24 protein-coding genes are annotated in these 26,130 nt (G+C 72.2%); 10 read left to right on the top strand and 14 right to left on the bottom strand.

What is annotated here, in order from left to right; genetic code table 11:
* Positions 1-106: 106 nt before the first annotated feature.
* The gene (locus SLINC_RS34770) at positions 107-973 is read right to left on the bottom strand and encodes a LysR family transcriptional regulator (RefSeq protein ID WP_067441827.1); all 867 of its coding nucleotides are present in this window, start codon (positions 971-973) and stop codon (positions 107-109) included.
* A gap of 99 nt (positions 974-1,072) precedes the next feature.
* Between SLINC_RS34770 and SLINC_RS34765 the strand changes: the two genes are divergently transcribed.
* A complete protein-coding gene (locus tag SLINC_RS34765; protein ID WP_067441824.1) occupies positions 1,073-1,861 on the top strand; it encodes a CTP synthase C-terminal region-related (seleno)protein in 789 nt (262 codons plus the stop codon).
* On the opposite strand, the gene cyc2 is transcribed toward SLINC_RS34765, so the two are convergent.
* Entirely contained in the window at positions 1,792-3,942 is a 2,151-nt protein-coding gene (gene cyc2, locus SLINC_RS34760) for a germacradienol/geosmin synthase Cyc2 (RefSeq protein ID WP_067441821.1), read from the bottom strand. The genes SLINC_RS34765 and cyc2 overlap by 70 nt on opposite strands.
* A gap of 169 nt (positions 3,943-4,111) precedes the next feature.
* On the opposite strand from cyc2, the gene SLINC_RS34755 reads away from it, so the two are divergent.
* Positions 4,112-5,392: an endonuclease/exonuclease/phosphatase family protein gene (locus SLINC_RS34755; RefSeq protein ID WP_079164883.1), complete on the top strand. Its 1,281-nt coding sequence runs from the start codon at positions 4,112-4,114 to the stop codon at positions 5,390-5,392.
* Here SLINC_RS34755 and SLINC_RS34750 read toward each other — a convergent pair.
* The 7 genes from SLINC_RS34750 to SLINC_RS34720 all read right to left on the bottom strand — a co-directional run bounded on the left by SLINC_RS34750 (position 5,380) and on the right by SLINC_RS34720 (position 11,816).
* Positions 5,380-6,174, bottom strand: coding sequence for an ABC transporter ATP-binding protein (locus SLINC_RS34750; RefSeq protein WP_170068288.1), 795 nt, complete (start codon positions 6,172-6,174; stop codon positions 5,380-5,382). The two genes, SLINC_RS34755 and SLINC_RS34750, sit on opposite strands and share 13 nt — an antisense overlap.
* Positions 6,171-7,055 (bottom strand): ABC transporter permease, encoded by an 885-nt coding sequence (locus SLINC_RS34745; protein ID WP_107406724.1) that lies wholly within the window; start codon positions 7,053-7,055, stop codon positions 6,171-6,173. Before SLINC_RS34745 ends, SLINC_RS34750 begins: the two co-directional genes overlap by 4 nt.
* Positions 7,052-7,846 carry an ABC transporter permease gene (locus SLINC_RS34740; RefSeq protein WP_107406723.1) on the bottom strand — a complete coding sequence of 265 codons (795 nt, stop codon included), beginning with the start codon at positions 7,844-7,846 and terminating at the stop codon, positions 7,052-7,054. The genes SLINC_RS34745 and SLINC_RS34740 overlap by 4 nt, the downstream gene beginning before the upstream one ends.
* A gap of 22 nt (positions 7,847-7,868) precedes the next feature.
* A complete protein-coding gene (locus SLINC_RS34735; protein ID WP_067441816.1) occupies positions 7,869-8,840 on the bottom strand; it encodes an ABC transporter substrate-binding protein in 972 nt (323 codons plus the stop codon).
* Positions 8,841-8,941: 101 nt separating this feature from the next.
* Positions 8,942-10,111, bottom strand: a complete 1,170-nt coding sequence (locus tag SLINC_RS34730; protein WP_067441812.1) for a damage-control phosphatase ARMT1 family protein — start codon at positions 10,109-10,111, stop codon at positions 8,942-8,944.
* Between the two features lie 120 nt (positions 10,112-10,231).
* Positions 10,232-10,879, bottom strand: a complete 648-nt coding sequence (locus SLINC_RS34725; RefSeq protein ID WP_067441809.1) for a ScbR family autoregulator-binding transcription factor — start codon at positions 10,877-10,879, stop codon at positions 10,232-10,234.
* A gap of 67 nt (positions 10,880-10,946) precedes the next feature.
* Positions 10,947-11,816, bottom strand: coding sequence for a ScbA/BarX family gamma-butyrolactone biosynthesis protein (locus SLINC_RS34720; RefSeq protein WP_310736486.1), 870 nt, complete (start codon positions 11,814-11,816; stop codon positions 10,947-10,949).
* A gap of 215 nt (positions 11,817-12,031) precedes the next feature.
* Here SLINC_RS34720 and SLINC_RS34715 point away from each other — a divergent pair, with 215 nt between their 5' ends.
* Together SLINC_RS34715 and SLINC_RS34710 are read left to right on the top strand one after the other, a co-directional pair.
* Entirely contained in the window at positions 12,032-12,673 is a 642-nt protein-coding gene (locus SLINC_RS34715) for a ScbR family autoregulator-binding transcription factor (RefSeq protein WP_067441803.1), read from the top strand.
* A complete protein-coding gene (locus tag SLINC_RS34710) occupies positions 12,670-13,521 on the top strand; it encodes an SDR family oxidoreductase (protein WP_067441800.1) in 852 nt (283 codons plus the stop codon). Before SLINC_RS34715 ends, SLINC_RS34710 begins: the two co-directional genes overlap by 4 nt.
* A gap of 47 nt (positions 13,522-13,568) precedes the next feature.
* On the opposite strand, the gene SLINC_RS34705 is transcribed toward SLINC_RS34710, so the two are convergent.
* The gene (locus SLINC_RS34705; protein WP_067441797.1) at positions 13,569-15,368 is read right to left on the bottom strand and encodes a S8 family peptidase; all 1,800 of its coding nucleotides are present in this window, start codon (positions 15,366-15,368) and stop codon (positions 13,569-13,571) included.
* Between the two features lie 368 nt (positions 15,369-15,736).
* Between SLINC_RS34705 and SLINC_RS34700 the strand changes: the two genes are divergently transcribed.
* Positions 15,737-16,708 (top strand): lytic polysaccharide monooxygenase, encoded by a 972-nt coding sequence (locus SLINC_RS34700; protein ID WP_067441794.1) that lies wholly within the window; start codon positions 15,737-15,739, stop codon positions 16,706-16,708.
* A gap of 18 nt (positions 16,709-16,726) precedes the next feature.
* On the opposite strand, the gene SLINC_RS34695 is transcribed toward SLINC_RS34700, so the two are convergent.
* Positions 16,727-17,377, bottom strand: a complete 651-nt coding sequence (locus SLINC_RS34695) for a Tat pathway signal sequence domain protein (protein WP_067441791.1) — start codon at positions 17,375-17,377, stop codon at positions 16,727-16,729.
* A gap of 636 nt (positions 17,378-18,013) precedes the next feature.
* On the opposite strand from SLINC_RS34695, the gene SLINC_RS34690 reads away from it, so the two are divergent.
* Positions 18,014-18,667, top strand: a complete 654-nt coding sequence (locus SLINC_RS34690) for a DUF6230 family protein (RefSeq protein WP_067441788.1) — start codon at positions 18,014-18,016, stop codon at positions 18,665-18,667.
* Positions 18,667-19,128 (top strand): DUF6114 domain-containing protein, encoded by a 462-nt coding sequence (locus SLINC_RS34685; protein ID WP_067441784.1) that lies wholly within the window; start codon positions 18,667-18,669, stop codon positions 19,126-19,128. The genes SLINC_RS34690 and SLINC_RS34685 overlap by 1 nt, the downstream gene beginning before the upstream one ends.
* A 40-nt stretch (positions 19,129-19,168) precedes the next feature.
* Here the strand turns inward: SLINC_RS34685 and tatA are convergent, their stop codons facing one another.
* Entirely contained in the window at positions 19,169-19,423 is a 255-nt protein-coding gene (gene tatA, locus SLINC_RS34680) for a Sec-independent protein translocase subunit TatA (protein WP_067441781.1), read from the bottom strand.
* Between the two features lie 83 nt (positions 19,424-19,506).
* Between tatA and SLINC_RS34675 the strand changes: the two genes are divergently transcribed.
* On the top strand, positions 19,507-21,030 hold the full coding sequence (locus SLINC_RS34675; protein WP_067441778.1) for an LCP family protein: 1,524 nt from the start codon (positions 19,507-19,509) through the stop codon (positions 21,028-21,030).
* Here the strand turns inward: SLINC_RS34675 and SLINC_RS34670 are convergent.
* A complete protein-coding gene (locus tag SLINC_RS34670; protein WP_067446020.1) occupies positions 21,021-23,480 on the bottom strand; it encodes an HAD-IC family P-type ATPase in 2,460 nt (819 codons plus the stop codon). The two genes, SLINC_RS34675 and SLINC_RS34670, sit on opposite strands and share 10 nt — an antisense overlap.
* A complete protein-coding gene (locus SLINC_RS34665; protein WP_067441775.1) occupies positions 23,470-23,808 on the bottom strand; it encodes an ArsR/SmtB family transcription factor in 339 nt (112 codons plus the stop codon). Before SLINC_RS34665 ends, SLINC_RS34670 begins: the two co-directional genes overlap by 11 nt.
* A 189-nt stretch (positions 23,809-23,997) precedes the next feature.
* On the opposite strand from SLINC_RS34665, the gene SLINC_RS34660 reads away from it, so the two are divergent.
* Both SLINC_RS34660 and SLINC_RS34655 read left to right on the top strand, forming a co-directional pair.
* A complete protein-coding gene (locus SLINC_RS34660) occupies positions 23,998-24,795 on the top strand; it encodes an SAM-dependent methyltransferase (RefSeq protein WP_067441772.1) in 798 nt (265 codons plus the stop codon).
* A gap of 258 nt (positions 24,796-25,053) precedes the next feature.
* Positions 25,054-26,064: a substrate-binding domain-containing protein gene (locus SLINC_RS34655; RefSeq protein WP_067441770.1), complete on the top strand. Its 1,011-nt coding sequence runs from the start codon at positions 25,054-25,056 to the stop codon at positions 26,062-26,064.
* Positions 26,065-26,130: the final 66 nt, after the last annotated feature.

The raw sequence follows: 26,130 nt of genomic DNA, 5'->3' as shown, positions 1-26,130 counted from the left end.
GCTGATGCTCTACCCGGTGCGCCGGCGCACCACGAGCCACGAACGAGTGAGACTGACCGGTGGTCAAGGGCGGGAAGTCATAGGCGTCATGGCACGTGAGGGCCCCTCACACGCCCTCGACCAGCGCGCTCACGAGGGCCGCCGCCGCTCCCCCGGGCGCACCTGCGTACACCAGTTCGGTCCGGTGCACGACCCGCGGCTCGGTGACCGGCACCGCGACCGCGCCCGGCACGCCGGTGGCCGCCGACCGGGGCAGCAGGGTGAGGCCGTGGCCGGCGGCGGACAGGGCGGTCAGGGTGCGGACGTCGGTGCCCTCGTAGCGCAGGGCGGGGCGGAACCCGTGGCCGCCGTTGGCCGCGCGGAGCCGGGCCAGCGGCAGTCCGGCGTCCGGCGCGTCCAGCCAGCGCGCGTCGGCGAGGTCGCCCAGGCGCAGCCCGGCACGCCGGGCCAGGGGATGGCCGTCGGGCAGCAGGACGCACACGGGTTCCTCGGCCACGCCGTGTGCGGTGAGCGGGGCCACGTCGGGCAGGCGCAGCGGATCACTGGGCGCGACCAGCCCGTCCACCAGGCCCACCTGCACGGTGCCGGTGGCGACGGCCGCCGGGATCTCGTCCCGGGGCAGCACCCGTACCGTCGCCCCCACGGCCGGGAGGGCGGCCAGGGCACGCGGCCCGAGGGCCGTGGGCGCGGTGGCGAGCGTCAGCCCCGGCTCGGGCGCGGCGGCCATCCGTACGACGTCCGCGCGGGCCGCGTCCAGGCGCAGCAGCAGCGGACCCGCGTGTTCGAGGAGCCGCTCACCGGCCGCCGTGGGGGCGACGGGGCGGCGGGTGAGCAGCGGCGCGCCCAGGTCCTGTTCGAGTGCGGCGATGTGCTGGGAGACCGCCGACTGGGTGTAGCCGAGTGCGCGCGCGGCCTCGGAGAAGGAGGCGAGGCGGGTGACGGCGAGGTAGGTGCGCAGGAGGTGCGGGTCCATGCGCGCCAGGATCGCATCGGCGGTCGCATCAGTTCCGCTGATGGGACGTGCAGAAATCATCGTTGGACGCGATCCGGGGCCTCTGCCGAGGATGAGTCCATGACGAACTCCGCGGCACCGACCGCTCGTACGGCCCGGCTCGCCCTGGTGGGCGACCGCTCCCCCGAGGTCGCCTCCCACATCCGTGTCCCGCTCCTGCTCGACGCCCTCGCCGAACGGGACCGGCTCGTCCTCGACGCGTACTGGATCCCGTCCGAGGAGGCCGGGGACGAGGACGCGGTACGGGGATTCGACGCGGTGTGGGTGCTGCCGGGCAGCCCGTACCGCAGCGAGGCCGGGGTACTCGCCGCGATCCGCACCGCGCGCGTGGCGGGCATCCCGTTCCTGGGCACGTGCGGCGGGTTCCAGCACGCGCTGCTGGAGTACGCCCGCCATGTGTGCGGGCTCACGCGCGTGGCGCACGCCGAGAACGACCCCGGCGCCGAGGACCCGCTCATCGAACCGCTGGCCTGTTCACTGGTCGGCCACGAGAGCGTCGTCCTGATCGAACCGGGCTCGCTCGCCCAGTCCGTCATCGGCTCCGAGCGCACGGTCGAACGCTACTTCTGCGCCTACGGTCCCTCCCGCCACCTCGACACGCTGCGCGCCCACGGACTCCGCTTCTCCGGCCACGACGAGGACGGCCGGGTCCGCATCGCCGAACTCCCCGGCCATCCCTTCTTCCTGGCCTCCCTCTTCCAGCCGGAGCTGTCCGGCGATGGCTCACGCCCGCACCCGATCGTGCGGGCGCTGGCGCGAGCGGCGGTGGAGCACGCCGGTCAGGGCACGGCGGGCGCCCGGTCCGGCAGGAACCCATGGGTGCGCCCGGCCAGCCAGTCGGCCTTGTAGCGGTCGACCTCGCGGTGCCAGTTGAGGATGCCGGAGAGCCAGTTGCGCAGGTCGTCGACGTAGTCGCGCATGATGGCGCGGGCTTCCTCGGACAGGTCGAAGTCGTCGTACACGATGGGCAGTTCGTGTGCGACGACGTGCTCGAACTGCCGCATCCGCTGGGTCATCAGGTCGTGGACGACACCGAGGGCGGTCGGGTAGTCGATGCCGAAGAAGTTCTGTACGACGAGGATCGCGTTGTGGATCTCGCCCTCGTACTCGATCTCCTTCTGGTAGGAGAAGACGTCGTTGAGCAGGCACGCGTAGTCGACGGCGGCGTTCTCCAGGGAGCGCACGGGGCCGCTGCGGTAGACCTCCGGCGGGACGGCGGGGCCGTGGCCCATGCGGCACAGGCTCAGGGTGAGGTCGGAGCCGAAGGTGGCGCGGCGCATCTCCAGGTAGTCGACGGGGTCGGGGATGCGGTTCTGGAGCTGGTTGGACAGCTCCCACACCCAGCTCTCGGTCATCACGTTGACCGCGTCCTTCAGGGTCTGCCGCTGGTCGGGGGTCATCGCCGCCGTGGTGAGGGCCCACAGGTCGATGAGTCCGCGCTCCATGCCGTTGAGGGGGACGAGGGTCTCCTCGCCGTCCACGGGCATGCAGGCCGCGAGGCGGTCGGTGGTGAGGCGGGCGGCGGCCAGGTCGCGGCGGTGGCCGAAGACGAGGGGGTAGTAGTCGTCGCCGTACGTGCCCCAGGCGAGCCAGCGCGAACTGAGGTCCAGGGCCTCGGGGGTGGCGTCCGGGTCGAGGCCGGCCGAGCACAGCGGAAGGTCGTAGGCGGCGAGTTTGTCCTCGTCCCAGACGCCCTCCTGAAGCATGCCCACGCGGTGCGTCCACTCCAAGAGGCGGGTGCGGGCGCCGTCCAGGTGCGGGCTGAGCTCGACCTGGAAGGGCATGTAGAAGTCGGGCAGCAGGGAGGGGCCGACCTTCTGGTACGGCACGTGCGTGTAGGCGCGCAGCCGTTCGGCGCCGGCGGAGGCGAGCAGGGCGCCGACGTCGGCGGCGGAGGTGCCGGGGCCGGTGAGGCCCTGCCAGGGCCGGGTGGAGCGGGCGCGCGCGTTCATGTACCGGCTCGACTTCATGTGCCACTCGTGGCCGCCGGACTGCCAGTCCTGCAACCCTTGCGTGTACGCGGCGACGGCGGCGACCTCGGGCGGGGTGAGCCCCTTCTCCAGGGCCAGGGCGGGCACCTCGGTGAGGGCGGTGTGCTCGAACTGGTGCAGGCGTGAGGTGAGGACGTCGTTGACGCTGTCGGCGGCCTCCTGGGTGGTGCAGCCGAAGAAGGTCTCCAGGACGAGCACGCCGTTGCTGTTCTCGCCCTCGTCCTCGACCTCGCGCTGGTAGGAGAAGAGGTCGTTGCGCAGGTGGACGGCGTCGGAGAAGGTCTCCATCAGCACCCGCAACGGCCGGGTCCCGGCGACGGCGGTGGGGACCTCGGCGGTCGCGTACTCCACGAGTCCGGCGGACCAGGGGGCGCCGCCCACCTTGCGGCGCATCTCGATGTACTCGACGGGGTTGGCGATCCGTCCCTCGTTGATGTTGGAGAGCTCCCACAGGGACTCGTTGAGCAGGTGCTCGGTGGCGACGGCGAAGCGGCGGCGCCAGTCGGCGGACATGGCCGGCACGGTGCGCGACCACAGGTCGGCCAGGCCCGCCTCGACCGGGTTCTGCGGCTCGGGCATCGGCGTCGACAGGTCCATGGGCATGAACAGCGGCAGCCGGTCCAGATAGGCCTTGCCGCCTGCGCGGTCCTGGGTGCGCTTGAACATCTCCAGGAAGTGGTCGTCGAAGAAGAAGACCCACACGTACCAGTCGGTGATCAGGGAGAGGGCGGGGCCGTCGCAGTCGGGGTGGGTGTAGGCGCAGAGCAGGCCGTAGTCGTGCGCGTCGAGGTCGGACTGCTCCCAGACGCCGGATCCCTCCAGCATGCCCATCTCGCGCGCCCACGCGGTCGAATGGGCGCGCGCCTCGTCGACATGGGGGTTGAGCCGCGCGGGGTACGGCATGTAGAAGTGCGGGAGTTCGAAGGGCTGCTGCGTCATGGCCGGGGCCCTACCCAGGGCTCCGGAACGGCATCCGGAGGCGGAGACATGATCACACCATCGTGTGAATCGGACGTGAATCCGGGAGTTCTCGACGGGCCTTGTGGCGTTCATCTCTACGCGCGCAGACTACGGGAGTTCACGAGCCCTTTCCCGAGCGGGAGTTCCGATGAGCCACACCTCGCGTCCGACGGACCATCTCTCCAGACCGCTGTCGCGCCGTGCCACGCTCGCCGCGTTCGCCGGCGCGGCCCTGACCGGCGCCTCGGCGCTGCCCGCCGCCGCACTGTCCGCGTCGGCGACGGGCCGCCGCACGGTGCGTTTCGCCACGTTCAACGCCTCCTTGAACCGCGGCACCCAGGGGGCCCTCGTCAGCGACCTGTCCACCCCGGACAACGCGCAGGCGCGCAATGCCGCCGAGACCATCCAGCGCGTCGACCCGGACGTGCTGCTGGTCAACGAGTTCGACCACGACGACCGGGGCACCGCGGCGGCCCTGTTCCAGCGCAACTACCTGGCCGTCGGGCAGCGCGGCGCCCTGCCGATCCGTTTCCCGTACCGCTTCACCGCTCCGGTGAACACCGGCGTCGCCTCCGGGGTGGACCTCGACGGGCGCAACGGCGCGGTGACGACGCCGGGTTCGGACGCCTACGGCCAAGACGCCTTCGGGTACGGCTTCTTCCCGGGGCAGTACGGCATGCTCGTGCTCTCCAAGTACCCGATCGACATCCGCGCGGTGCGCACCTTCCAGCGTTTCCTGTGGAAGGACATGCCGGACAACGTGATGCCGGAGGGCTACTACAGCGCCGAGGCCCGGGCGATCCTGCGGCTGTCCTCCAAGAGCCACTGGGACGTGCCCGTGCGCGTCGGCCACACGGCCCGCGACACGGTCCACTTCCTCGTCTCGCACCCGACCCCGCCCACCTTCGACGGCCCCGAGGACCGCAACGGCCGGCGCAACCACGACGAGATCCGGCTGTGGGCGGACTACATCGGCGGGCGGCGGCGCGGCGCCTATCTGTACGACGACCGGGGCGTCCGCGGCGGTCTGCGGCCGGGCGCGCGGTTCGTGCTGGCGGGCGACCTGAACGCCGACCCGTTCGACGGTGACAGCTACGACCACGCCGTACGGCAGCTGCTGGACCACCCGGCGGTGCGGTTGCCGCGAACTCCGCCGTCCAGCGCGGGCGGTGTGGAGGCGGCGCGGGTGCAGGGCGGGGCGAACGCCGCGCACCGGGGAAACCCGGCCTACGACACGGCCGACTTCGGTGACAGCGCGCCCGGGAATCTGCGCGTCGACCACGTCATCCCCTCGCGGGGGCTGGTACCGGGCGCGAACGGCGTCTTCTGGCCCACGTCCGACGATCCGCTGTACCGCCTGGTGGGCAACGGCACGACGGTGCCGACCTCGGACCACCGCCTGGTGTGGCAGGACGTTCAGGTGGTCTGACCGCGTACCGCCCGGCCCACCCGCGCCCGCAGCGCCACGAACTCGGGCAGTCCTCTCGTGGCGATCTGGTCGCGGGTGCCGGGGAGGTCGACGGGCAGGTCGAGGACGATCCGGGCCGCGGGGGCCGAGGAGAGGGCCACGACGCGGTCGCCGACGTAGACGCTCTCGTCGATGTCGTGGGTGACGAAGACGATGGTCGTGTCGTCGGTGTGGTGGACCTCCAGGAGGAGGTCCTCCAGGTCCTCGCGGGTCTGGGCGTCGAGGGAGCCGAAGGGTTCGTCCATGAGGAGGAGGGTGGGGCGGCAGACCAGGGCGCGGGCGATGGCGACGCGTTGCTGCATGCCGCCGGAGAGCTGCCAGGGGTGGCGCCGTGCGGTGCCGGACAGGCCCACGCGCTCCAGGATGCGGTCCGCCTCGGCCCGGCGTTCGGCCCGGCCGAGGCCCTGGCGGCGCAGGGGGAGGGCGACGTTGTCGCGGACCGTCAGCCACGGCAGCAGCGAGCGGCCGTAGTCCTGGAAGACGACGGCGAGCCGGTCGGGGACGCCCGTGACCGGGGTGCCGGCGATCTCGATGGTGCCCTCCCGGGTGGGGAGCAGGCCGGCGATCGTGCGCAGGAGTGTGGACTTGCCGCAGCCCGACGGGCCGACCACGCACAGGAGTTGGCCGGCGGGCACGGTCAGGGTGAGGTCGTGCAGGACGTGGTGGTCGCCGTAGTGCTGGCCCACCGCGGAGAGTTGGAGCATGTGGTGCGTGGTCCGTCCCGCCGTGCTCATGGTGCTCATGGGGCCTTCCCCCTGCCGATCAGCCGTTTCTCGACGACCAGCAGGCCGGTGTTGAGGAGGTGTCCGAGGGCGCCGAGCAGGACCAGCGCCGCCCACACGGTCAGCAGGTCGGAGCGGGTCTGGGCGTCGGTGAGCGTGAAGCCGATGCCGTTCTCGGTGCCCGGCAGCAGTTCCGAGAACACCATGAGGATGAGGGAGAGCGAAAGACTCAGGCGCAGTCCCGCGAAGATCCGGGGCAGCGCGGAGGGCAGGACCACGAACCACAGGCGTTCGACGGTGTTCAGACGCAGCACGGCCGCGACGTCGAGCCGCAGCGGGTCGGTGTTGCGGACGCCGGCGGCGGTGTTGATCAGCACCGGCCAGACGGCGCTGAAGACGATCGACGCGATCTGCATGGGCGTACCGAAGGAGAAGATCACCACGAAGACGGGGACCAGGGCGGGTGGCGGGACGGCCCGGGCGAACTGGAGGACGGGGTTGCACAGCGCGTACGCCCGGCGCGAGCGGCCGACCGCCAGGCCGAGGGCGATCCCGGCGACGGCGGCGAGGGCGAAGCCGGCGGCCATCCGGCCGAGGCTGGGCAGGATGTCGTCCACGGCGGCCGGGGTGAGGAAGGCGTGCCGGACGGGCCCGGAGAACCACAGGTCGTGCGCGTGGCGCGCGATACGGCCGGGTGGCGGGAAGTAGACGCTGCCGTGGGCGCGGGTGACCGCCTCCCAGACACCGACGGCGAGGACGAGCACCGACCAGCGCAGGAGGGCATGGTGGACGGTGGTGCCGGGGCGGTCCCCGCGCGGACCCGGTGCGGCGCCCTTGGTGCGGTCGCTGCGGGGCGGGGCGGTTCCGGGACGGCCGGAGGGTGTGCCCGTCTCCCCGCTCACCCCCGCGCCCCCTGCTCGGCGGCGGCCCGCTGTTCCGGTGTCCAGGGGAAGAGCCGGCGTTCCGCGCCCACCAGCACGCCGTTGATGACCAGGCCGAGCGTGCCCGCCCAGACCACGCCGGCGAGGACGTCCCGGTTGCCGTCCGTGGCCAGGCCCGCCTGGGCGATGAAGATGCCGAGGCCCTCGCCGAAACCGGCGAGGATCTCGGTGGCCACGGCCAGGACGAGCGCGACGGCCGCCGAGATCCGGATGCCGGCGGCGATGAAGGGGGCCGTGCCGGGCAGTTCCACCCGCAGGAGCACCGCGAGGCGTCCGAAGCCGAAGGCGCGCAGGGTGTCCTTGGCCAGCGGATCGGTCTCGCCGAGGCCGTAGACGGTGTTGAAGAGGATCGGCCACACACAGGCGTAGGTGATCAGCGCGACCTTGGTCTCGGTGCCGGAGCCGAGCAGCAGGGACACCAGCGGGATCAGCGCGACGGAGGGCAGCGGCCGCAGGAACTCCACGATCGCGCGGGTGGCGGCGTCGACGACGGGCACACTGCCCAGTAGCAGTCCGAGCGGTACGGCGACGGCGCAGGCGAGTCCGAGGCCCAGGGCCCAGGCGCGCAGGGTGGCGAGGATCCCGTCGAGGAAGACCTGGTCGCCCGCCAACTCCACGGCACGGGTGAGCACTTCGGAGGCCGGCGGGAGGTAGCTGCGGCGGACGAGCCCGGCCCGGCTGACCGCCTCGCACACGCCGAAGGCGAGGAGGACGCCGAGAACCCCGAGCCACAGTTCCTGACGCCCCCTCACCCGCCGTAGCACCGAAGCCCTCTCACTTCACCAGCAGCGTCGCCGGATCGAGCGGCTTCTTCAACATCCTCCGCTTCTCCATGAGATCGGTGAGCCGGGTGATCTGCCCGCCGTCCATGGCCGGCGGGAACACCGGCAGATCGAGCGACTTGGCCTGGCCGGCGGTCACCTTCGTGTACGTCGGCAGGATGTCCCGCACGGCCGCCGGGTCGTCCGCGGCGATCTTCACGGCGGCCCTGATCGCCCGCTGGAAGGCCGTCAGGGTCTCGGCGTTGTCGGCGGCGAACTTCCGTGTCGTGATGTATCCGCTGAGGGGGATGGACTCGACGGGCGCCGACGAGCCGTCCACGAGCACGCGGGCGCCCAACTCGTCCTGGATGGCGCTGTCGTAGGGCTCGACGGCGTGCACGGCGTCGACCTGTCCCTTGTCCAGGGCGGCGCCCATCTGCGGGAAGGGGATCTGCCGGTAGACGGGCCTGCCCGCGCCCCGCTGCCGGAGGATCTCGTCGAAGGTCAGCGTCTGGACGTTGTTCAGGACGTTGACGGCGACTTCGCGGCCCGCGAGGTCGGCGACGCTCTTGATGTCCGAGTCCTTCGGCACCAGGACGTCCATCATGCGCGGCGCGGCCCTGATCGCCTCGGCGACGATACGGATGTCGAGGGTGCCCTGGTCGTGCGCCTGGAAGTAGGTCACGTAGTTGGCGCCGGCGACTATGTCGATCTGGCCCTTGGACAGGGCCGGCACCGCCTGGAGGCTCTGCTGGATCTGCTGGACCCGGACGTCCAGCCCTTCCTTCTCGAACAGCCCCCGGTCCTGGGCGATGTAGAGCATCGCGGAGTCGACCAGGGGCAGTGCGGCCACGGTGACCGTCTTCCGCCCGCCGCCCGGGGACGAGGAGTCACCGTCGTCGCCGCAGGACGCGAGTGCCAGTGTCAGGGCGACCGTGACGGCCACCGCCCGTGTCTTGCCGGAACACCATGGACGTAACGCCATGGGCGCATGATGACGGCTCGCTTGTCATGATCACCACACCAAGACAGGCCGAATCGTGGGATCCACGGGGCCCGTGGGGCCAGGTGCTCCGCTGGAGCCGGTCACCTCACCTGGATCAGCGCGTGCGTGCCGCTCGTGCGCCAGCGCTGTCCCTCCGCGGCGACCAGGGCGGCCTCGGTGTCCGCGCCGAGTCCGGTGATCACGTCGGACTTCAGGGTGCGCAGCGCTGCGACCGGGCCCGGGAAGTGGGCGGTCACCTCGGCGAACGCGGTGGTCGGGGGCCAGCGGCGGTCGCCCACCAGGCGGCGGTAGTTGAGGTCGCCCTTGACGAGGGTCAGGGTGGCCGCGGCGAGCTCCGCGCGGAAGTCGTCGGGAAGGTCGGCGTACGGCAGCGGGGCGCAGGAGAAGGGGTGGGCGCGGACCGTGAGACCGCCGTCGGCCATGGCGGACCACAGGCGGCGCCCGTACCCGGCGGCCTCGCCCGGCGCGTCCGTCAGCCTGCGCAGCGCGTCGACGACGTCGGCGGTGGTGGCGTCGGAGACGTAGTAGGGGTACGGCTTGACGTGCAGGACCGCCCGCCGGATGGTGCCGTGCGCGAGGAGATGGGCGATCAGGAGCAGGTCCGGGATCAGTTCGCGGCCCGCGTTGTCGGCGATCAGGCACAGCGTGTCCGCGTCCGTGAGCAGCCGCCGGAGGGCGTCGCCGTCGTCGGCGACCAGGCCGGGGACGGCCGCCCGGGCCTCGGCGTCGGCGTCGGAGAGCCGGAAGCCGAGGTCGGCCCGGTTGCCCCACAGCGAACCGTGCAGCAGGGCCTCGGTCCGTTCGGCCACCGGGCGGTCCGCGAGGTCGTCGAGCGCGGCGAGTTCCTCGTCCGTCTCCCGGGAGTGCAGTTCGGCGAGCTTGGAGGGGCGGAAGGGGTCGATGCCCTGCCAGGGGCCGGGGCCGAAGTAGCCGACGGCGTCGAGGAGTCGGCGGTAGAAGTGGCTCTCCGACCACAGCCACGGCACGTCGAACCAGGACCGTCCGACGTACTCGTCCATGCCCCAGGCCGCCCAGCGGTCCCCGTCGGACGCGTCGGCGGGCAGCGGCTCGATCACACCCTTGGCGCAGCTCTCGACCAGGGCGTCCAGGGCGCGATGCTGCTCGGGGCCATAGGGGAAGGCCTCGCGGACCTGGCGGACGATGGCGGGGTGCCGTTCGGCGAGCACGCTGTGCGGGAAGGAGCCGGGTTCGTTGCCGAGGATCACGGGTGCGGGCGGGGTGTCGGGCATGCGACTCACCGTATCGCGCGGGTCACCGCGTACCGCGTGGGTCACTTCGCATGGCGCGGGTCACTTCGCCCTCGTGCGCGTCACGGTGGCCTCACCTCACCGCCGTGTCCCTCGCGCCCGTCACATCATCCGGGTCTCCCGCTCCAACTGTGTGACCAGCGTGAGATAGCGGGCCCGGCGCGGCACCGGGACCAGCCCCCGGATCATGACCTGCCACATCTCGGCCAGCCGGCGCGGCTGTCGGGTGACGGGTTCGACGGAGCGGCCCACCACGCGGGTGCCGACGAAGAAACAGACCAGGGAGTGGGCGGCGGCCTCGACGTCCGTGTCCGGGTGGAGGTCGGCCTCCTTGAGCGCGCCCAGGAGCCGGCGGGAGGCGATGTCCAGCCACTCGGTGAAGGGGTCGCGCAGCGGCGGCCGCACCTCCACTCCCCCGGTGGCCAGGCGCAGCCCGGCCCGGGGGATCGGGTCCTCCACGGACAGGCGCGCCATGCCGAACGTGATGCGCACCAGCGCTTCGAGGGAGGAGTGGCCCCGGGCGTCCGCGTCACTCGCCAGGCGGCGCGAGGCGCGGGACTGCAACTCCATGATCGCGTGCGCCAGGTCCTCCTTGGCGGCGAAGTGGAAGTACAGGGCGCCCTTGGTCACTTGGGCGTGTTCGACGATGTCGCTCAGGCTGGTCGATTCGTAGCCGTGCCGGTCGAACAGATCGGCGGCGGCCGTGATGATGGTCGCGCGGGTCTGTTCGGCGCGTAACTGCCTCGGCATCGACGGAACACTCCTGCGGGAAAGAACGGGTCATGCCGTTTGTTTCTGGCTCTCAGTCCACGATAACTCACCATGCCTCGGTACCGACCATGCACGCGAAGACCGCCGAATCCCCTTGCGTTCCCACCACTTCGACCTCACCGCCCGAACCCCGAGAGGTCTGCAACCAGAGGGGTTCGTCCAGTTCGGCGTACCGATGGAAGGTGATGTGGAACGACACCGGTGAGCGGGTCCCCCCGGTCCCCGCCCGTACGGCCTGGCGGGTCGCCTCCAGTAACAGCATCCCGGGTATGTGGTCGAGAGGGTGGTCGAAGAAAACGGGATGCGCGGTATCTACTCGCAGCTGCCAGCGGTCCGGACGGTCGGTCCGAGCCAGTACGACGTCCGTGGGCAGGGCCCGGCCGACCAGCGCGGGCGGTAACGGGGGCGGCAGCGGCGGGGCGGACACGGTGGCGGCCGTACGGCCGCCCCGCAGGCGGCGGTAGACGGCCTCGCCGGTGCAGGTGAAGGTGACGCGCGACGCCCTCGCCACGCGTTCGCCGCCGCGCAGGACCTCCGCCGTGTAGCGGGCGCCCACCGGACGGCGGCCCCGGTACTGCACGTCGACGAAGGCGACGTCGACGCTCACCTCGGCGGGGACCGCTCCCACGGCCAAGTACTGCGGAAACGTGGTCACTTCGAACTCCTGGAGCACGAAGTGCTGGTCGAGCGGCACGTCGTACTCGGTGTGCGCTATCAGCGTCCCGCTCTGCCGCACGGTCTCCACGACCAGCAGCGGATCGTAGGCGGAACGGTCCGCCGACACGTGTAAACCGTGGGCACGAGGCCACTGTGCGGTGACGGAGAACCGGTCGGGCGCGGTCCGCGTCCATCCGGTGAGGAAGGTCTCCGCGACGGCCGCGCGGTGAACCAGCTGACGGGGAACGGTCGCCGTCATGGACGGCGTCTCGGCAAGTTGCCGCGGTTGAGGCATGTCTCTCCCTACGGTTCACCGAAAGGCCCTGTGGACGGTGAAACGCCCACTTCGGTGAGCGTTAGAGTACGAGCCGACCGGTTTGTTTTCAATGAGATCAGTCGGCGGCGCCCTATGATCGGGGTCACTGCGGCACACGATCGCCGACTGGTTCAACTCGGCGCAGTGGAGGGGCTCTTATGGCACGACAGGAGCGCGCCATCAGGACGCGCAGAGCGATCCTGGAAGCGGCGGGCGCGGTCTTCGACGAGCACGGATACACCTCCACCACCATCGCCATGGTGCTGGAGCGCGCCGAAGTGACCAAGGGCGCCCTGTACTTCCACTTCCCCTCCAAGGAGTCGCTGGCCCAGGCGGTGCTGGACGAGCAGGTGCCGTTCGGGGCGGTTCCCGAGCAGGCCTGCAAGCTCCAGGAGATCATCGACATGACGTTCGTGGTCGCGCAGCGGCTGCTGACCGACCCGCTGCTGCGGGGCAGTGTGCGGCTGACGGTGGACCAGGCGACGCCGCCCGGGGTCGACCACACCGGGCCGTTCGTGAAGTGGGCGGAGCGGCTGACGGTTCTCATGGACCAGGCCGACCGGCAGGGCGAGCTGCTGCCCACGGTGAACCACCGGGACACGGTGGAACTGCTGGTGGGGGGCTTCGCGGGCATCCAGCTGATGTCGCGGGCGCTGACCAACCGGGCGGATCTCGCGTACCGCATCTCCGTGCTGTGGTCGCACATCCTGCCCAGCATCGCGGTGCCGGGGCTGCTGCTCGGCCTGGACAGCAAGGCCGACCGCGGTCTCCGCGTCCTGTCCGCGGTCCCCGTCCCGTGATCCTGGTGACCGGCGCCACCGGCACCGTCGGCCGGCTGGTGACCGAACGGCTGTCCGGCACCGGGCCGGTGCGTCTGCTCACCCGCGATCCGCGCCGCGCGGCCCCGACGGGACCCGGCGTCGAGGTGGTGGGCGGGGACTTCGACGACCCCGGCAGTCTGCGCGCCGCGCTGGCCGGCGTCCGGTCCGCGCTGCTCGTCACCACCGACCCGTTGGCCCCCGCCCAGGACCGGAGCTTCCTGACGGCCGCCCGGGCGGCGGGAGTCGGTCATGTGGTGAAGCTGTCGGCCCAGGCGGTGACCGACCCCGGCGCCGTCGATCTGGTCACCCGGTGGCAGCGCGCCAACGAGGAGCTCCTGCGGGCGTCGGGCCTGGCCTGGACCCTTCTGCGCCCGCGCGCCTTCATGTCCAACACCCTGGGCTGGGCCCGCTCCGTCCGTGCGGAAGGGGTGGTCCGGGCGCCCGACGGCACCTCGCGCAACGCGAGCGTCGATCCGCGGGACATCGCCGACGTGGCGGTACGGGTCCTGACGGATCCGGTGGCGCACGCGGGGCGGGCGTATCCGCTCACCGGGCCCGCCGCTCTGAGTGCCGTACAACAGGCGGAGATTCTCGGGGAGTTGCTGGAGCGTCCGCTGACGTTCGTCGAGCTGACCCGGGAGCAGGCGTTGTCCGGTCTGCTCGGGCGCTATCCGGAGCCCCTGGCGCACGCTCTGATGGAGAGCGCCGACCGCGGACGGCAGGGGGCGAAGGCGGACGTGGATCCGACGGTCGCCGAGCTGCTCGGCCGACCGGCCGGCCCCTACCGCGACTGGGCGCGCGACCACCTCTCCGCGTTCCGTACCTGACGCGCCCGCCGTACCCGGCCCGTGGACGACGGACGGCGGGCTGCGCCTCAGAAGGTCAGCTTCCAGCTGTTGAGCGTGCCCGTGTCCTGCGCGGCGGTGTCCTGGACGCGCAGCTTCCAGGTGCCGTTGGCGGTCTCGGCGGAGGCGTCCACGGTGTAGGTGGTGGAGACGTTGTCCGCGGAGTCCGAGGTGCTCGCGGCCTTCAGGCGGTAGGCCGTGCCGTCCGGGGCGACCAGGTCGACGACCAGGTCACCGCGGAAGGTGTGGGTGATGTCGACGCCGACCTGGAGGGCGGCGGGGGCGTTGCCGGTGCGGCCGCTGACGGCGATCGAGGACTCGACGGCCGAGCCGGCGTCCGGGACGGCGACCGCGGTGCCGCTGGAGAAGGTCGTCCCCGTGGTCGTACCGCCCTTGACCGCGGCCACCGTCTTGGCGGCGTCCGCCAGACCCGCGCCGCAGCCGCCGGAGCAGGCGCCCGGCAGGGCACGGGCGTTGTTCTTGATGGCGGTCTCGATCTGGGCCGGGGTCAGCGCGGAGTTGGCCGACTTCACCAGCGCGACCAGGCCGGCGATGTGCGGGGTGGCCATGCTGGTGCCCTGGTAGTAGGCGTACGACTCAGAAGTCGGCGTCTTGGTGCCGGAGTTGAGCGTGGACAGGATGCCGTTGGCGGTGCCGGTGCTGGTCTGGCCGCCGGGCGCCGAGATGTCCACGAGGGAGCCGTAGTTGGAGTAGGAGGCCTTGGCACCGGTGCGGTTGGTGGCGGCGACCGAGATGATGTTGTTGCAGTTGCCGGGCGAGTGGGCCGACACGTTGTCGTTGTCGTTGCCCGCGGCCACGACGATCGTGGTGCCGCGGTTCACGGCCGCGTTGATCGCGCTCTGGGTGGCGGAGGTGCAGGCCCCGTCGCCGCCCAGGCTCATGTTGATGACCTTGGCGACGTTGGTGTTGGCGGGCACGCCGGAGACGGTGCCGCCGGACGACCAGGTGATGGCGTCGATGATGTCGGAGTCGTAGCCGCCGCACTTGCCGAGCACGCGCACCGGGGAGATCTTCGCGCCGTGGGCGATGCCCGCGATGCCCTTGCCGTTGTTGGTGACGGCGGCGATGGTGCCGGCCACGTGGGTGCCGTGCCAGGAGGAGGTGGAGGCCGGGACACCGGCGGCGCACTCGTTGGCGTTGTACCAGTCGCCCGGGTCGGCGGGGTTGCTGTCGCGGCCGTTGCCGTCGACGGAGACCGCGGTGTCGGCGATGAAGTCGTAGCCGCCGACGATGTTCGCGGCGAGGTCGCTGTGGGCGACGTAGCCGGTGTCGATGACGGCGACGGTGACGCCGGTGCCGGTGGTGGTGTTCCAGGCGCCGGGCACGTTCATGCCGGCGGTGGACTCGAAGAGGTCCCACTGCTTGGCGTACTCGGTGTCGTTCGGGTCGGCCTGCGGTGTGTTCAGGCGGTCCGGGACGACGTAGGAGACCTGCGGGTCGGCCTTGAACTCGGCGACGACGTCGGCGACGTCGGCGGTGCTGAGCCGCTCGCCCAGGTCGACGAGGGCGGCACCGGTGCCCAGGCGGCGCTGGAAGTCGACGTCCTCGCCGGCCTCCTTGCCCTTGGCGGCGGCGTCGGCCTCGGCGGCCTTGTTGGACTTCGCCTCGGCGGCGCCGGACTTGTAGCCGACGATGAGGCGCTCGGCCGGGGTGCCGGGTGCGGACTGGGCGAGGGCGGCCGGGACGGCGGCGGCCTCGGAGGCGGGCTCCTGGGCCACGGCGACCGTGGTGGTGGCGGCCGTGAGCAGAGCGGCGGAGACCGCGGCGACGGATATCAGCTTCCGTCTCGGGGAGTCAGGGGTGCGCAAGGGGGTGCCTTTCGTGGCCGCACTCCGGGCAGCGCGGAGTGGCGATCGATTCGCTTCGTCGATGAAGCGGCGGGGGGTGCATCGAGGAGCGCGCGATGGCCGGCCGAACGCGGTGCGACCCGTTCGGGGTTACCGGTGGGTCAGCTGTGCACGAACGATAGGCAAAGAGATGGTCATCGGGATACAGGGGAAACCCTCGATCCGACCGGAAACCCACCCTCTACGCAGCGCACTTGACCGGTATTGGTCAAGTTCGCTCCGGCTTGGGGCCCCGTGAACGCGCCGGGCCTGCTTCCCGTACTTCAGGGGAGCACACCGCCCAGCACGGGAAGCGGACCGTTCCCGTGCCACCCGAGGAGACGTCCCGGATGTCCCGGATGACCGCACACCGCACCGCCGCCCTGGTGACGGCCGCCGCGAGCCCCCTGCTGCTGGGCCTGTGGGCGGCGGCACCCGCCCAGGCGCACGGCGCGCCGACGGATCCGGTCAGCCGGGTCTTCGCCTGCTCACCCGACGGCGGCGACGCGTCCGGCTCCACCGCGTGCCGGGCGGCCGTCGCCGCGAACGGGGCGCCCTTCACGGCCTGGGACAACCTGCGCGTCGCGAACGTGAACGGCCGGGACCGGCAGAGGATCCCGGACGGCGAGCTGTGCAGCGGTGGGCTGCCCGCCTACAAGGGGCTCGACCTGCCCCGCTCCGACTGGCCGTCGACCACGCTGGACCCGGGCGGGACGCTGACCATGCGGTACGTCTCCACGATCCCGCACACCGGCACGTTCAAGCTCTTCCTCACCAGGCCGGGCTACGACCCGACGCGACCGCTGACCTGGTCCGACCTGCCGGAGAAGCCCTTCGCCGAGGTGACGGACCCGGCGCTCACCGACGGCGCGTACCGGATCAGGGCGACGCTGCCGTCCGACCGTACGGGACGGCAGGTGCTGTACACGATCTGGCAGAACAGCAGCACGCCGGACACCTATTACTCGTGCTCGGACGTGGTGTTCCCGGCGGCGAAGCGTGCGGGTGGCACCGGCGGCGAGGGCGGGAGCGGGCAGCGGGCGAGTACCAGCCCCTCCCCCACTCCGTCCGTCGAGAAGAGTCCCGCGCGGACCGGTCCGTCACCGACGGCCGACCGTTCGCCGGCCACCCGCGCAGAGGCCGGCACACACGCCGGGGCCGGCACGCACGCCGACGCGGGTGCCGCTCCGTCCGGCACACCGGTCGCCTCCGCGGGCGGCGCGGACTCCGGCTCGTCCGCGCCCATGCTGGCGGGCGGCGCCGCCACGGTGCTGTTGCTCACCGGGGGCGCCGCCCTGGCGCTTCGTCTGCGCCGACGCTGAACTACCGCGTCACATCGGTCAGTTCACGTAGACGGCCTCACCGGCGGAGGTGGTGACCGGGCCGTACTTCGCGGTCCAGAAACCGTTGGCGGGGCACAGCGCGGAACCGGAGGAGCGGGTGAAGGCCTGGTTGGCGAAGGCGATGCTGTTGTCGGCGTTGTCCGCCGTGCCGGTGAGGCTCGGCGCCTGGTAGACGCAGTTGACGCTGCCCAGCAGGGTGCGCAGCACGACGGTGGTCTGGATGGTGGAACCGCTCGGCGGGGTCACCGTGACGGTGCCGTCGGAGGCGACGGCGGTGGTGTACGGCAGGTTGTTGACCGTGATGCTGGTGACGCCGAGGACACCGACGTTGTTCGAGGTGCAGTTGCCGAAGGTCTGCCCGGTGAGCGATTCGGTGGCCGTGCCGGGCGCGGCCGGGTTGTCGGTGACGCCGGCGGTGAACTGCGAGGACGAGCAGGTGATGCCGCTGGTCCCGGTGGCGCTGGAGTAGAGCGTCGCGGTGGTGCCGGTGGCCAGGGACGCGGTGAGGGTCTCGCCGACCGCCACGGCCGTTCCGCCGAGGCTGCCGGTGGTCAGGACGTTGTTGTCGGCCGCCGACGCGGGAGAGACGGCGGTGAGCGAGAGGGCCGCGACGGTACCGGCGAGGGCGATGAGGGAACGCTTGCGCATGCGGGTGTGCCTCGTTTCTGGGGTGGGGTGCGGATGATCCGCGTGAGGGTGTGCCGCTGCCGGCCCGTGACGCCTTCTCCGTACGTGACGGACCGGCAACGGCAGCCGGCCGGTGACCGGCCGAAGACCCATGGGGGAGGGTCTCCGGCCGGGCCGGGCGGGAAGGGCTGCCCGGCACGGCCTCAGGGGGGAAGCGACCGTGCGGGTGCCTGGGGGGTCGGGCTCGGGCCGTGACGTACCCGTGGGTCGGGCAGTGACGTACCCGTACTGGACAGAGCGTCCGGGAGAACGGCTGGATCCGGCGCCACGGATCCGGGGAAGCCAGGGAGAGTTGTAAGCCTGAGTGTCTGTCAACGTCAAGGTGTCGCGCTGGAGTTGATGTGCTGGACGGGAGCTCCGTGGTCACCGGGGAAGCGTCCGCGGCACAGGCGGCACACAATCAACACTCTTTTCGCACAACTTGCTTGACCCTCGAATGTAACCACCGGTAACTTCCTCGGCGGCTACTGGTGCGTAATGAGAAAGCCCTTGCAGTCACCGGGAGTTGCGAGGGGACCTACGCCACAGTTCCGCTGTCCGCGCCAGGGCAACGTGCCGCAGAAGCAAGAGCAATGACTATGCCCACGGGAGCAGAACATGGCCGAGAACCGGGAAAGCGGTTCCACCTCCGAAGTGTCCGAGATGGCCGAGGAGCCCGCGAGACGCGGACGGGTCCGGGCCCGCCGGGCCGCGATCATGGCGGTGCCCGCCACCCTGGTCGCCGCGGGGCTCGCGGTACTGACCGCCGAAGGGGCGCTGGGTGTGCAGTTCGCCATCTCCGGCATGCCCTTCACGGTCACCGCGACCGAACTCAACGGCACCGGCTTCGAGCAGTTCGGCGGCCTCGACCACATGGCGGAGGGCAGCCCGAACGCGGGTGACACCGGCGGCCAGGTACTGGTCATCACGTCCGCGATCAAGAACGCCACCCTGACCAAGCTCTGCCAGAGCGTCGACCTCGGCGGCACCAACCTGCTGATCACCGCGGGCAGCGGGGCCGAGAAGGTGTCCGCGAGCGACCTGACCACGGACTCCACCGAGCTGTCCGGTGACGCGGCGTTCAACAACATCGAGATCGGCAACGACGCCAGCACGCTCACCAAGGCCGGCGTGAAGGGCCCGATCGGCGTCTTCAGCCAGCAGGCCGACACCGTGCGCATCGCCAACCTGCGGCAGACCAACTACGCGACGACGGCCGGGGTGTTCAAGCTCCCGGGTCTGAAGCTCGGCTTCAACAGCAAGGGCTGCTGATGTCGGGGCGGACAGGCTCTTCGGGCCAGGGGTCCGCCTTCCGGCGCTGGCGGGCCGCCCGGCCGTTCTGGGGCGGGCTGCTGCTCGTCCTGGGCGGGGCGGAGATCCTGCTCACCCAGAAGGCGTCGCTCAAGGTCGTCCTGCACATCGGCATGCAGGGTCTGGCCGGCTACCTCCTGCCGGTGCTGCTGGTGGTGCTCGGGCTGCTGATCCTGTTCAACCCGGCACAACGGCTGTTCTACTCGATCACCGCCGTCCTGCTGTCCCTGGGCACCTGGGTCACCTCGAACATGGGCGGCTTCTTCATCGGTCTGCTGCTGGGGGTGGTGGGCAGCTGCCTCACCTTCGGCTGGCTGCCCGACCAGGAGCCGCGGGTCAGCCGGCGCCGGCGCCGCAAGGCGGCGCGGGAGGCGAAGGCGGCGCAGCCGCAGCCGCTTCCACCGACCGCCGAGCCGGCCTGAGCATCCGGGTCGCCGCACCCCGCAACGCCACCCCTGCGCGTCACCGCGCCGCGGAGGGCGGCTGCGCCGGCTCCGGCACGGACGCCGACGGGCCGAGGTCACCCGTCGGCTTCAAGGGCGCGGGGTCCACGGACTCCGCGCCCTCCTCCTTCATCGCCTTCGCCTCGCTCTTGAGGATGCGCATCGACCTGCCGAGGGCCCGTGCCGTGTCCGGCAGCTTCTTCGAGCCGAACAGCACGATGACGACGATCGCCACGATCAGCAGGTGCCAGGGTTCCAGTCCGTTGCGGAGCATGACCGCCCCCTCACTCTCTCTTGGTCGACAGTTGCTACATTGCGCAACTGTACAACCCGGGGTGAGACGGCCAGAGGGCACCGATGACAGTGACCGGCAAGCGCAGGGCAGCACCGCCGAGGCACCGCGACGGCGGTGCCGGCGGCCGGCGACAGCAGCGCGGGAGGAGGCGCGGCGGCAGGGGACGGCTCGTGTCGGCGATCCTCGTGTCCCTGCTGGTGCTGGTGGCCGCCGGGGCCGGCCGGCTCTATCTGAAGCTGGACGGGAACATCACGACCTTCGACTCGGGCGGCCTGTCCGACCACCGTCCCGCGGACACCTCCAAGGGCGAGAACGTCCTGGTCATCGGCTCCGACGCGCGCACCGACGGCAACGCCGCGCTCGGCGGCGGCGACAAGGACGACATCGGCCGCTCGGACACGACGTTCCTGCTGCACATCTACGCCGACCAGCACCACGCCCTGGCCGTCTCGATCCCCCGCGACACCCTGGTCACCGTCCCGCCGTGCAAGCTGCCCGACGGCGGCTGGACGAAGACGCAGCCGAACACGATGTTCAACGCGGCCTTCTCGGTCGGCCAGACCGACAAGGGCAATCCGGCCTGCACCCAGAACACCGTCGAGCAGCTCACCGGGCTGCGTGTCGACCACACCGTGGTGGTCGACTTCAAGGGCTTCGCGGCGCTCACCGAGGTGGTGGGCGGGGTGCGGGTGTGCCTGCCCGAGGACGTGTACGAGAACGACCTGAACCCGCACCGCTCCACGCCCGGCAGACTGCTGTTCACGAAGGGCGAGCAGACCGTCTCCGGGCAGCGGGCCCTGGACTACGTCCGCATCCGGCACGGCATCGGCGACGGCTCCGACATCGGCCGTATCAAACGCCAACAGGCCTTTGTGGCAAGCCTGTTGAAGGAGGTGAAGAGCCGCGGGCTGACCCCGGCCAAGCTGCTGCCGCTCGCCGAGGCCGCCACCAGGTCCCTCACCGTGGACCCGGGTCTGGGCTCCGCCGACAAGCTCATCTCGTTCGCGATGTCCCTGAAGGACATCGACCTGCACAACACCGAGTTCGTCACGGTGCCCTGGCGGTACGACGGTTCCCGCGTCGCCGTCGTCCAGCCGGACGCCGACGCCCTGTGGGCGGCGCTCAAGGCGGACCGCACGATCGACGGCGCGAACGCGGGCGGGAAGAAGAGCGGCACCGGCCCCTCCCCCTCTCCCACTCCGGCGCCGGTCTCCGGCGCGGGCATCGACGTCACCGTCTACAACGGCACCACCGTCCCGGGCCTGGCCGCCCGCGGCGCCGCCGCACTCACCGCGGACGGCTTCAGGGTCACCGGTACGGCGACGGCGTCCACGCAGGACCACGCCACCACGGTCGTGGAGTACGGCCCCGGGCTCCGCTCCCGGGCCGAGACCGTCGCCCGGGCCCTCCCCGGCGCCGGCCTGGAGCCCGTCACCGGGTCCGGCGTCAATGTCGTACTGGGCGAGTCGTACGCCGCCACACCCGGCGCGGGCGCCTCACCGGCCCCGACGGCGGTGCCCTCGGAGGTCGCGTCCGGCGCGCGTTCCGCGGACGACAACCCCTGCTCGAACCTCACCTACGGTTGACGCCCGTCGTACCGGACGCGGAGCGCGGTCAGGGCGAGGGCGTAGAGGGCGAGGACGGCGGCGAGGAGCAGGTAGGAGGCGAGGGGCAGCGCGGTCATGCCGAGGGCGCCGCCGAGCGGGCTCGGCGGCAGCAGCAGTCCGGCCACCGCGAGGAGGGCGGCCGCCCGGACGACCGGGCCCGGCGCGCGGCCCTCGGCGAGGCCCCGTCCGGTGCGCAGGAGCACCATCACCAGGGCCTGGGTGAGCAGGTTCTCGGTGAACCAGGCGGAGTGGAAGACCGTACGGTCGTCCAGCGCGTCCGGGCCCCGCAGGGCGAGCGCGAGGACACCGAAGGTGGCGAGGTCGGCGACCGCGTTCAGGACGCCGAAGCCGGTGATGAACCGCAGGAAGGCCCGGGGCCGCAGCACGGCGGGGCGGCGCAGCGCGGCCGCGCCGGGACGGTCGTGGGCGAAGGCGAGCTGCGCCGTGTCGAAGCACAGGTTCTGGACCAGGACCTGGGCCGGGAACATCGGCAGGAAGGGCAGCAGGAGGCCGGCGGCGAGCATCGCGAGGACGTTGCCGAGGTTGGAGGAGAGCGTCACGCGCAGGTAGGAGGCGATGTTGCCGCTGCTGTGCCGGCCGGTCGTGATCGCGTGGCCGATCGCGGTGAGGTCGGTGTCGTCCCGGCCGGTGAGCACGACGTCGGCCGTCTCGCGGGCCACGTCGACGGCGCCCCGGGGCGCGATGCCGACGTCCGCCGCGCGCAGGGCGGGCACGTCGTTGACGCCGTCGCCGAGGAAGCCGACGGTGTGTCCGGCGGCGCGCAGTTCGGTGACGAGGCGGGCCTTGTCCTCGGGGGTGCAGCGGGCGTGGACCGCGGCGGGGTCCAGGCCGAGGTCGCGGCAGACGCGGGCGGCGGTGGCCGGGTGGTCGCCGGTGAGGATCTTGACCGTCACCCCGAGGGCGGCCAGCTCGCGCAGGGCCTCGGCGGCCGTGGGGGCCAGGGCGTCCCGGAAGGCGACGAAGCCGCGGAAGGTCAGGCCGCGTTCGTCGGCGGGCGTGTACGCGCGCGTGCGGGCGGGCCGTTCGGCCGTGGCCACGGCCAGCAGCCGCAGCCCGGAGTCCGCCTCGCGCGCCGCGAGCGCCCGCAGCCGCGCCCCCTCCGCCGGGTCCTGCGCACAGCGTTCGAGTACGTCCTCCACGGCGCCCTTGACGACCAGCGTGTGCGTGCCGGGCGTGCCGCGTACGACGGCCGTGGAGATCCGCCGTACCGGGTCGAAGGGCACCGCGTCGACGCCGTCCTCCTCCTCGCCGGCCGGGCCCGCCGCCTCCAGGAGGGCCTCGTCGAGGGCGTCCGGGGACGGCAGTTCGGCGAGCTGGAGGGTCCACCAGGCGTTGACGGCGGCCCGGCGCAGGACGTCCGGGTCGTCCCGGCCGGTCGCGTCGAAGGCCCGGACGACGACCGGGCGGTCCTGGGTGAGCGTGCCGGTCTTGTCGACGCACAGCACGTCGACCGCGCCCAGGTCGTGCAGCGCGGGCAGCCGCCTGACGATCACGGCGTGGGTGCGGGCCAGCAGCGCGGCCCCGCGTGCCAGGCAGGTGGTGACGATCACCGGGAGCATCTCGGGCGTCAGCCCCACGGCGACCGCGACGGCGAACGGCAGGGTCTCCAGACCGCGGCCGCGCAGCGCGGCGTTCGCGATCAGCACCAGTGGCGGTGTCAGCAGCATGAACCGGATCAGCACCCAGGAGATCCCGTGCACGGACCGGTCGAACGCGCTCGGCTCCCTGCGCCGGGTCGTGCCGTGCGCCGCGGCCAGCCGGGTCCGGGGGCCCGTGGCGAGCACCACGGCGGTGGCGCTGCCGGTGGCCACCCCGCTGCCCTGGAAGCAGAGGTGGAGGTCGGCGACGGGATCCCCGCCGTCGGCCGCCTCCTTGGCCACCGGTGCCGACTCCCCCGTGAGGGCCGCCTGGTGCACGGTCAGGCCGCGGGCGCGCAGGAGGCGTACGTCGGCGGGGACCAGGTCGCCCGGCCCGAGGCGGATCACGTCGCCGGGGACGAGTTCGGCGACCGGGATCTCCCGGACCGTCGCGTCGTCGTCGCCGCGTCGCCGCACGGTGGCGGTACCGGCGACGAGGTCGCGCAGGGCGGACAGGGACCGGTCCGCCCGGTGCTCGCCGCTCACCCGCAGCAGACAGCTGACCGCGACCAGCGCGAGGATCACGGCGGCGGTGCCCCAGGAGGCGACGGCGGCCGAGACCAGTCCGAGGCAGAGCAGGACGACGGTGAAGGGGTCGCGCAGCCCGCGCGCGAGCCGGAGCGGCCAGGGGGTGGTCCGCTGCCGCGGGAGCGTGTTCTCGCCGTACCGGACGAGCCGGGCCTGCGCCTCGGCCCCGGTCAGGCCGCGCGGGCCGCTGTCCAGGCGGCGCAGCACCTGGAGTGAGGTGCCCTCGCCGGTCTCAGAGTCCACGGAGGCGGCGTGCGGGCGCGGCACGGTCGGAGAGCCGGCCCACCATCAGCCGGACCACGTCCACGACGTCCGGGTCGTCCACGAAGTACACCTGCCGGCGGCCCTCACGGCGGGAGCGGACCAGACCGGCGAGCTTGAGCTTGGTGAGGTGCTGGCTGACCGCGGGCAGCGCGCCGCCGACCCGCTCCGCGAGCCCGCTGACGTCACTCTCCCCCTGGGACAGCGCCCACACGATGTGCAGCCGCGCGGACGAGGCGAGCAGTCCGAAGGCCGCGGCCGCCTGGCCGAGCACGTCGGCGGAGGGGTCCTCGAAGCCACTGCCGGTCACCGTCGCCGCCCTCCTGCTCCGCCGCCCGCGCGTTCCGCGGTCCCGTGGTGTGAACCGGTCCAGTCTAGGCGGCCACCGCGCCCCGGCCCGGCGCCCCGCCCCGCCGCCGCGGGAGCCGGGCGCGCGAGAAACTCCCCGGTCATCAACGTCACGCGGTTAGAAGCGAGTTGAGCATGGGAGGGAAGGTGCATGGACGAAGCCATCGACACCGGCAGCGCGCACTCGGCGCGGATCTACGACTACATCATCGGCGGCGAGGACCACTACCCGGCGGACCGGGAGGCGGGGGACGCCATGTGCCGGGAGTGGCCCGCGCTGCCGGTGCACATGCGGGCCAACCGGGACTTCATGAACCGGGCGGTGCGGTATCTGGCGGCTCAGGCGGGGATACGCCAGTTCCTCGACGTCGGCACCGGCATCCCGACCTCGCCGAACATCCATGAGATCGCCCAGTCGGTGTCCCCCGACGCCCGGGTGGTGTACATCGACAACGACCCGCTCGTCCTGCGCCTGTCCCAGGGGCTGCTCGACAGCGCGCCCGAGGGCCGCACGGCGTACATCGAGGCGGACATGCGCGACCCGGCGGGCATCATGGACGACCCCCGGCTGCGTGCGACGCTCGATCTGTCCCGGCCAGTAGCCCTGACCGTGATCGCGATCGTGCACTTCATGACGGACGAGGACGACGCGGTGGGCATCGTGCGCCGGCTGCTGGACCCGCTGCCGTCCGGCAGCCACCTCGCGATGTCCATCGGGACGGCCGAGTTCGCGCCGGACGAGGTGGGGCGGGTGGCCCGTGAGTACGCGGCGCGGGGCATGCCGATGCGGCTGCGGACCTTCGCCGAGGCCGAGGAGTTCTTCGCCGGTCTCGACCTCGTCGCGCCGGGCGTCGTCCAGGTCCACAAGTGGCGTCCGGACGGCACGGGCACCGAGGTGGTCCGGGACGAGGACATCGCGATGTTCGGGGTGGTGGCCCGCAAACCGTAGGGGCGGCGGGTGACGGGGGCGGGGCCGGGCGGCCCGTACCTCGCCACCCCGCTACCACCACCATCCGCCCCACTTCCGTGCGAAGATCATTACGATGCGGCACCGACAACTCAGTGCGAGCGGTCGATCACTTGACTACCGGCGGTCACACGCGGTTGGCTCCAGGCCAGTGAAAGTTGAACGGTCGGCGCAAGACCTCCGCATCGGCCTCACTTTCGCGTTCCTCTTGCTCGGCCGCACAGCGAGGTGCCGCACTCCATGAACACGTCATCCCCACCTCGGGCGTCCTCCGGATCCTTCCGCGTCGCGGTCCTGGCCGGAGCGCTCTGTCTGCTCCTCGCGGGCTGCTCCGGATCCGGCGACGCGCGGCTCGACTCCGACACCGACGCGGCGGCCGGCGCCGACGGCTCCCTGCGGGTCGCTCTGATCGCCCACGGCGGCAAGGGCGACGCCTTCTGGGACCTGGTGCACAAGGGCGCCGGCGCGGCGGCCGCCAAGGACGGCATCGACCTGACCTACGCGAGCGACTCCGACCCGACCCGGCAGGCCCAGCTGGTCCGGGACGCGGTCCGGGACAAGGTCGACGGCATCGCGGTGACCCTGGCCAAGCCGCAGGCGATGAAGGGGCCGGTGGCCGAGGCGAAGGCGGCGGGCATCCCCGTGGTGGGACTCAACTCCGGCATCGACGCCTGGAAGTCCGCCGGGCTCCTGGAGTACTTCGGCCAGGACGAGAGCCTGGCCGGCCGGGCCGTCGGCGACAAGCTCGACGAGATCCGGGCCAAGCACGCCCTGTGCGTCATCCACGAGCGGGGCAACGTCGCCCTGGAGGCGCGCTGCGCCGGCGTGAAGAAGACGTTCACCGGCAAGACCGAGAACCTCTACGTCGAGGGGACCGACCTGAACGCGGTGCAGGCCGCGGTCACCGCCCAGCTGCGGCAGGACCCCACCATCGACGAAGTCGTCACGCTGGGCGCCCAGTTCGCGCTCACCGCGGTCAAGTCGGTGCGGGCCGCGGGCAGCAGGGCCAAGGTCGCCACCTTCGACCTCGACAAGAACCTGGTTCAGGCCGTCCAGGGCGGGCAGGTGCAGTTCGCGGTGGACCAGCAGCCGTACCTCCAGGGCTACCTCGCCGTGGACGCGCTGTGGCTGTACCGGACCAACGGCAATGTCAGCGGAGGCGGCGTGGCCCCCGTCCTGACGGGCCCGGCGTTCGTCACCCGGTCGAACGTCGCCTCGGTCGCGAAGTTCGCCGCCGCCGGAACCCGGTGACCGGCATCCGGCCCGCCGCTGCCGCCGGGTCTCCGCTCCCGTCCCCCTTCCCGTGTCCGCTCCCGC

Origin of the sequence: Streptomyces lincolnensis (assembly GCF_001685355.1) — a bacterium.
Classification (GTDB): Bacteria; Actinomycetota; Actinomycetes; order Streptomycetales; family Streptomycetaceae; genus Streptomyces; species Streptomyces lincolnensis.
This window is presented reverse-complemented; position numbering and strand designations above follow the sequence as displayed.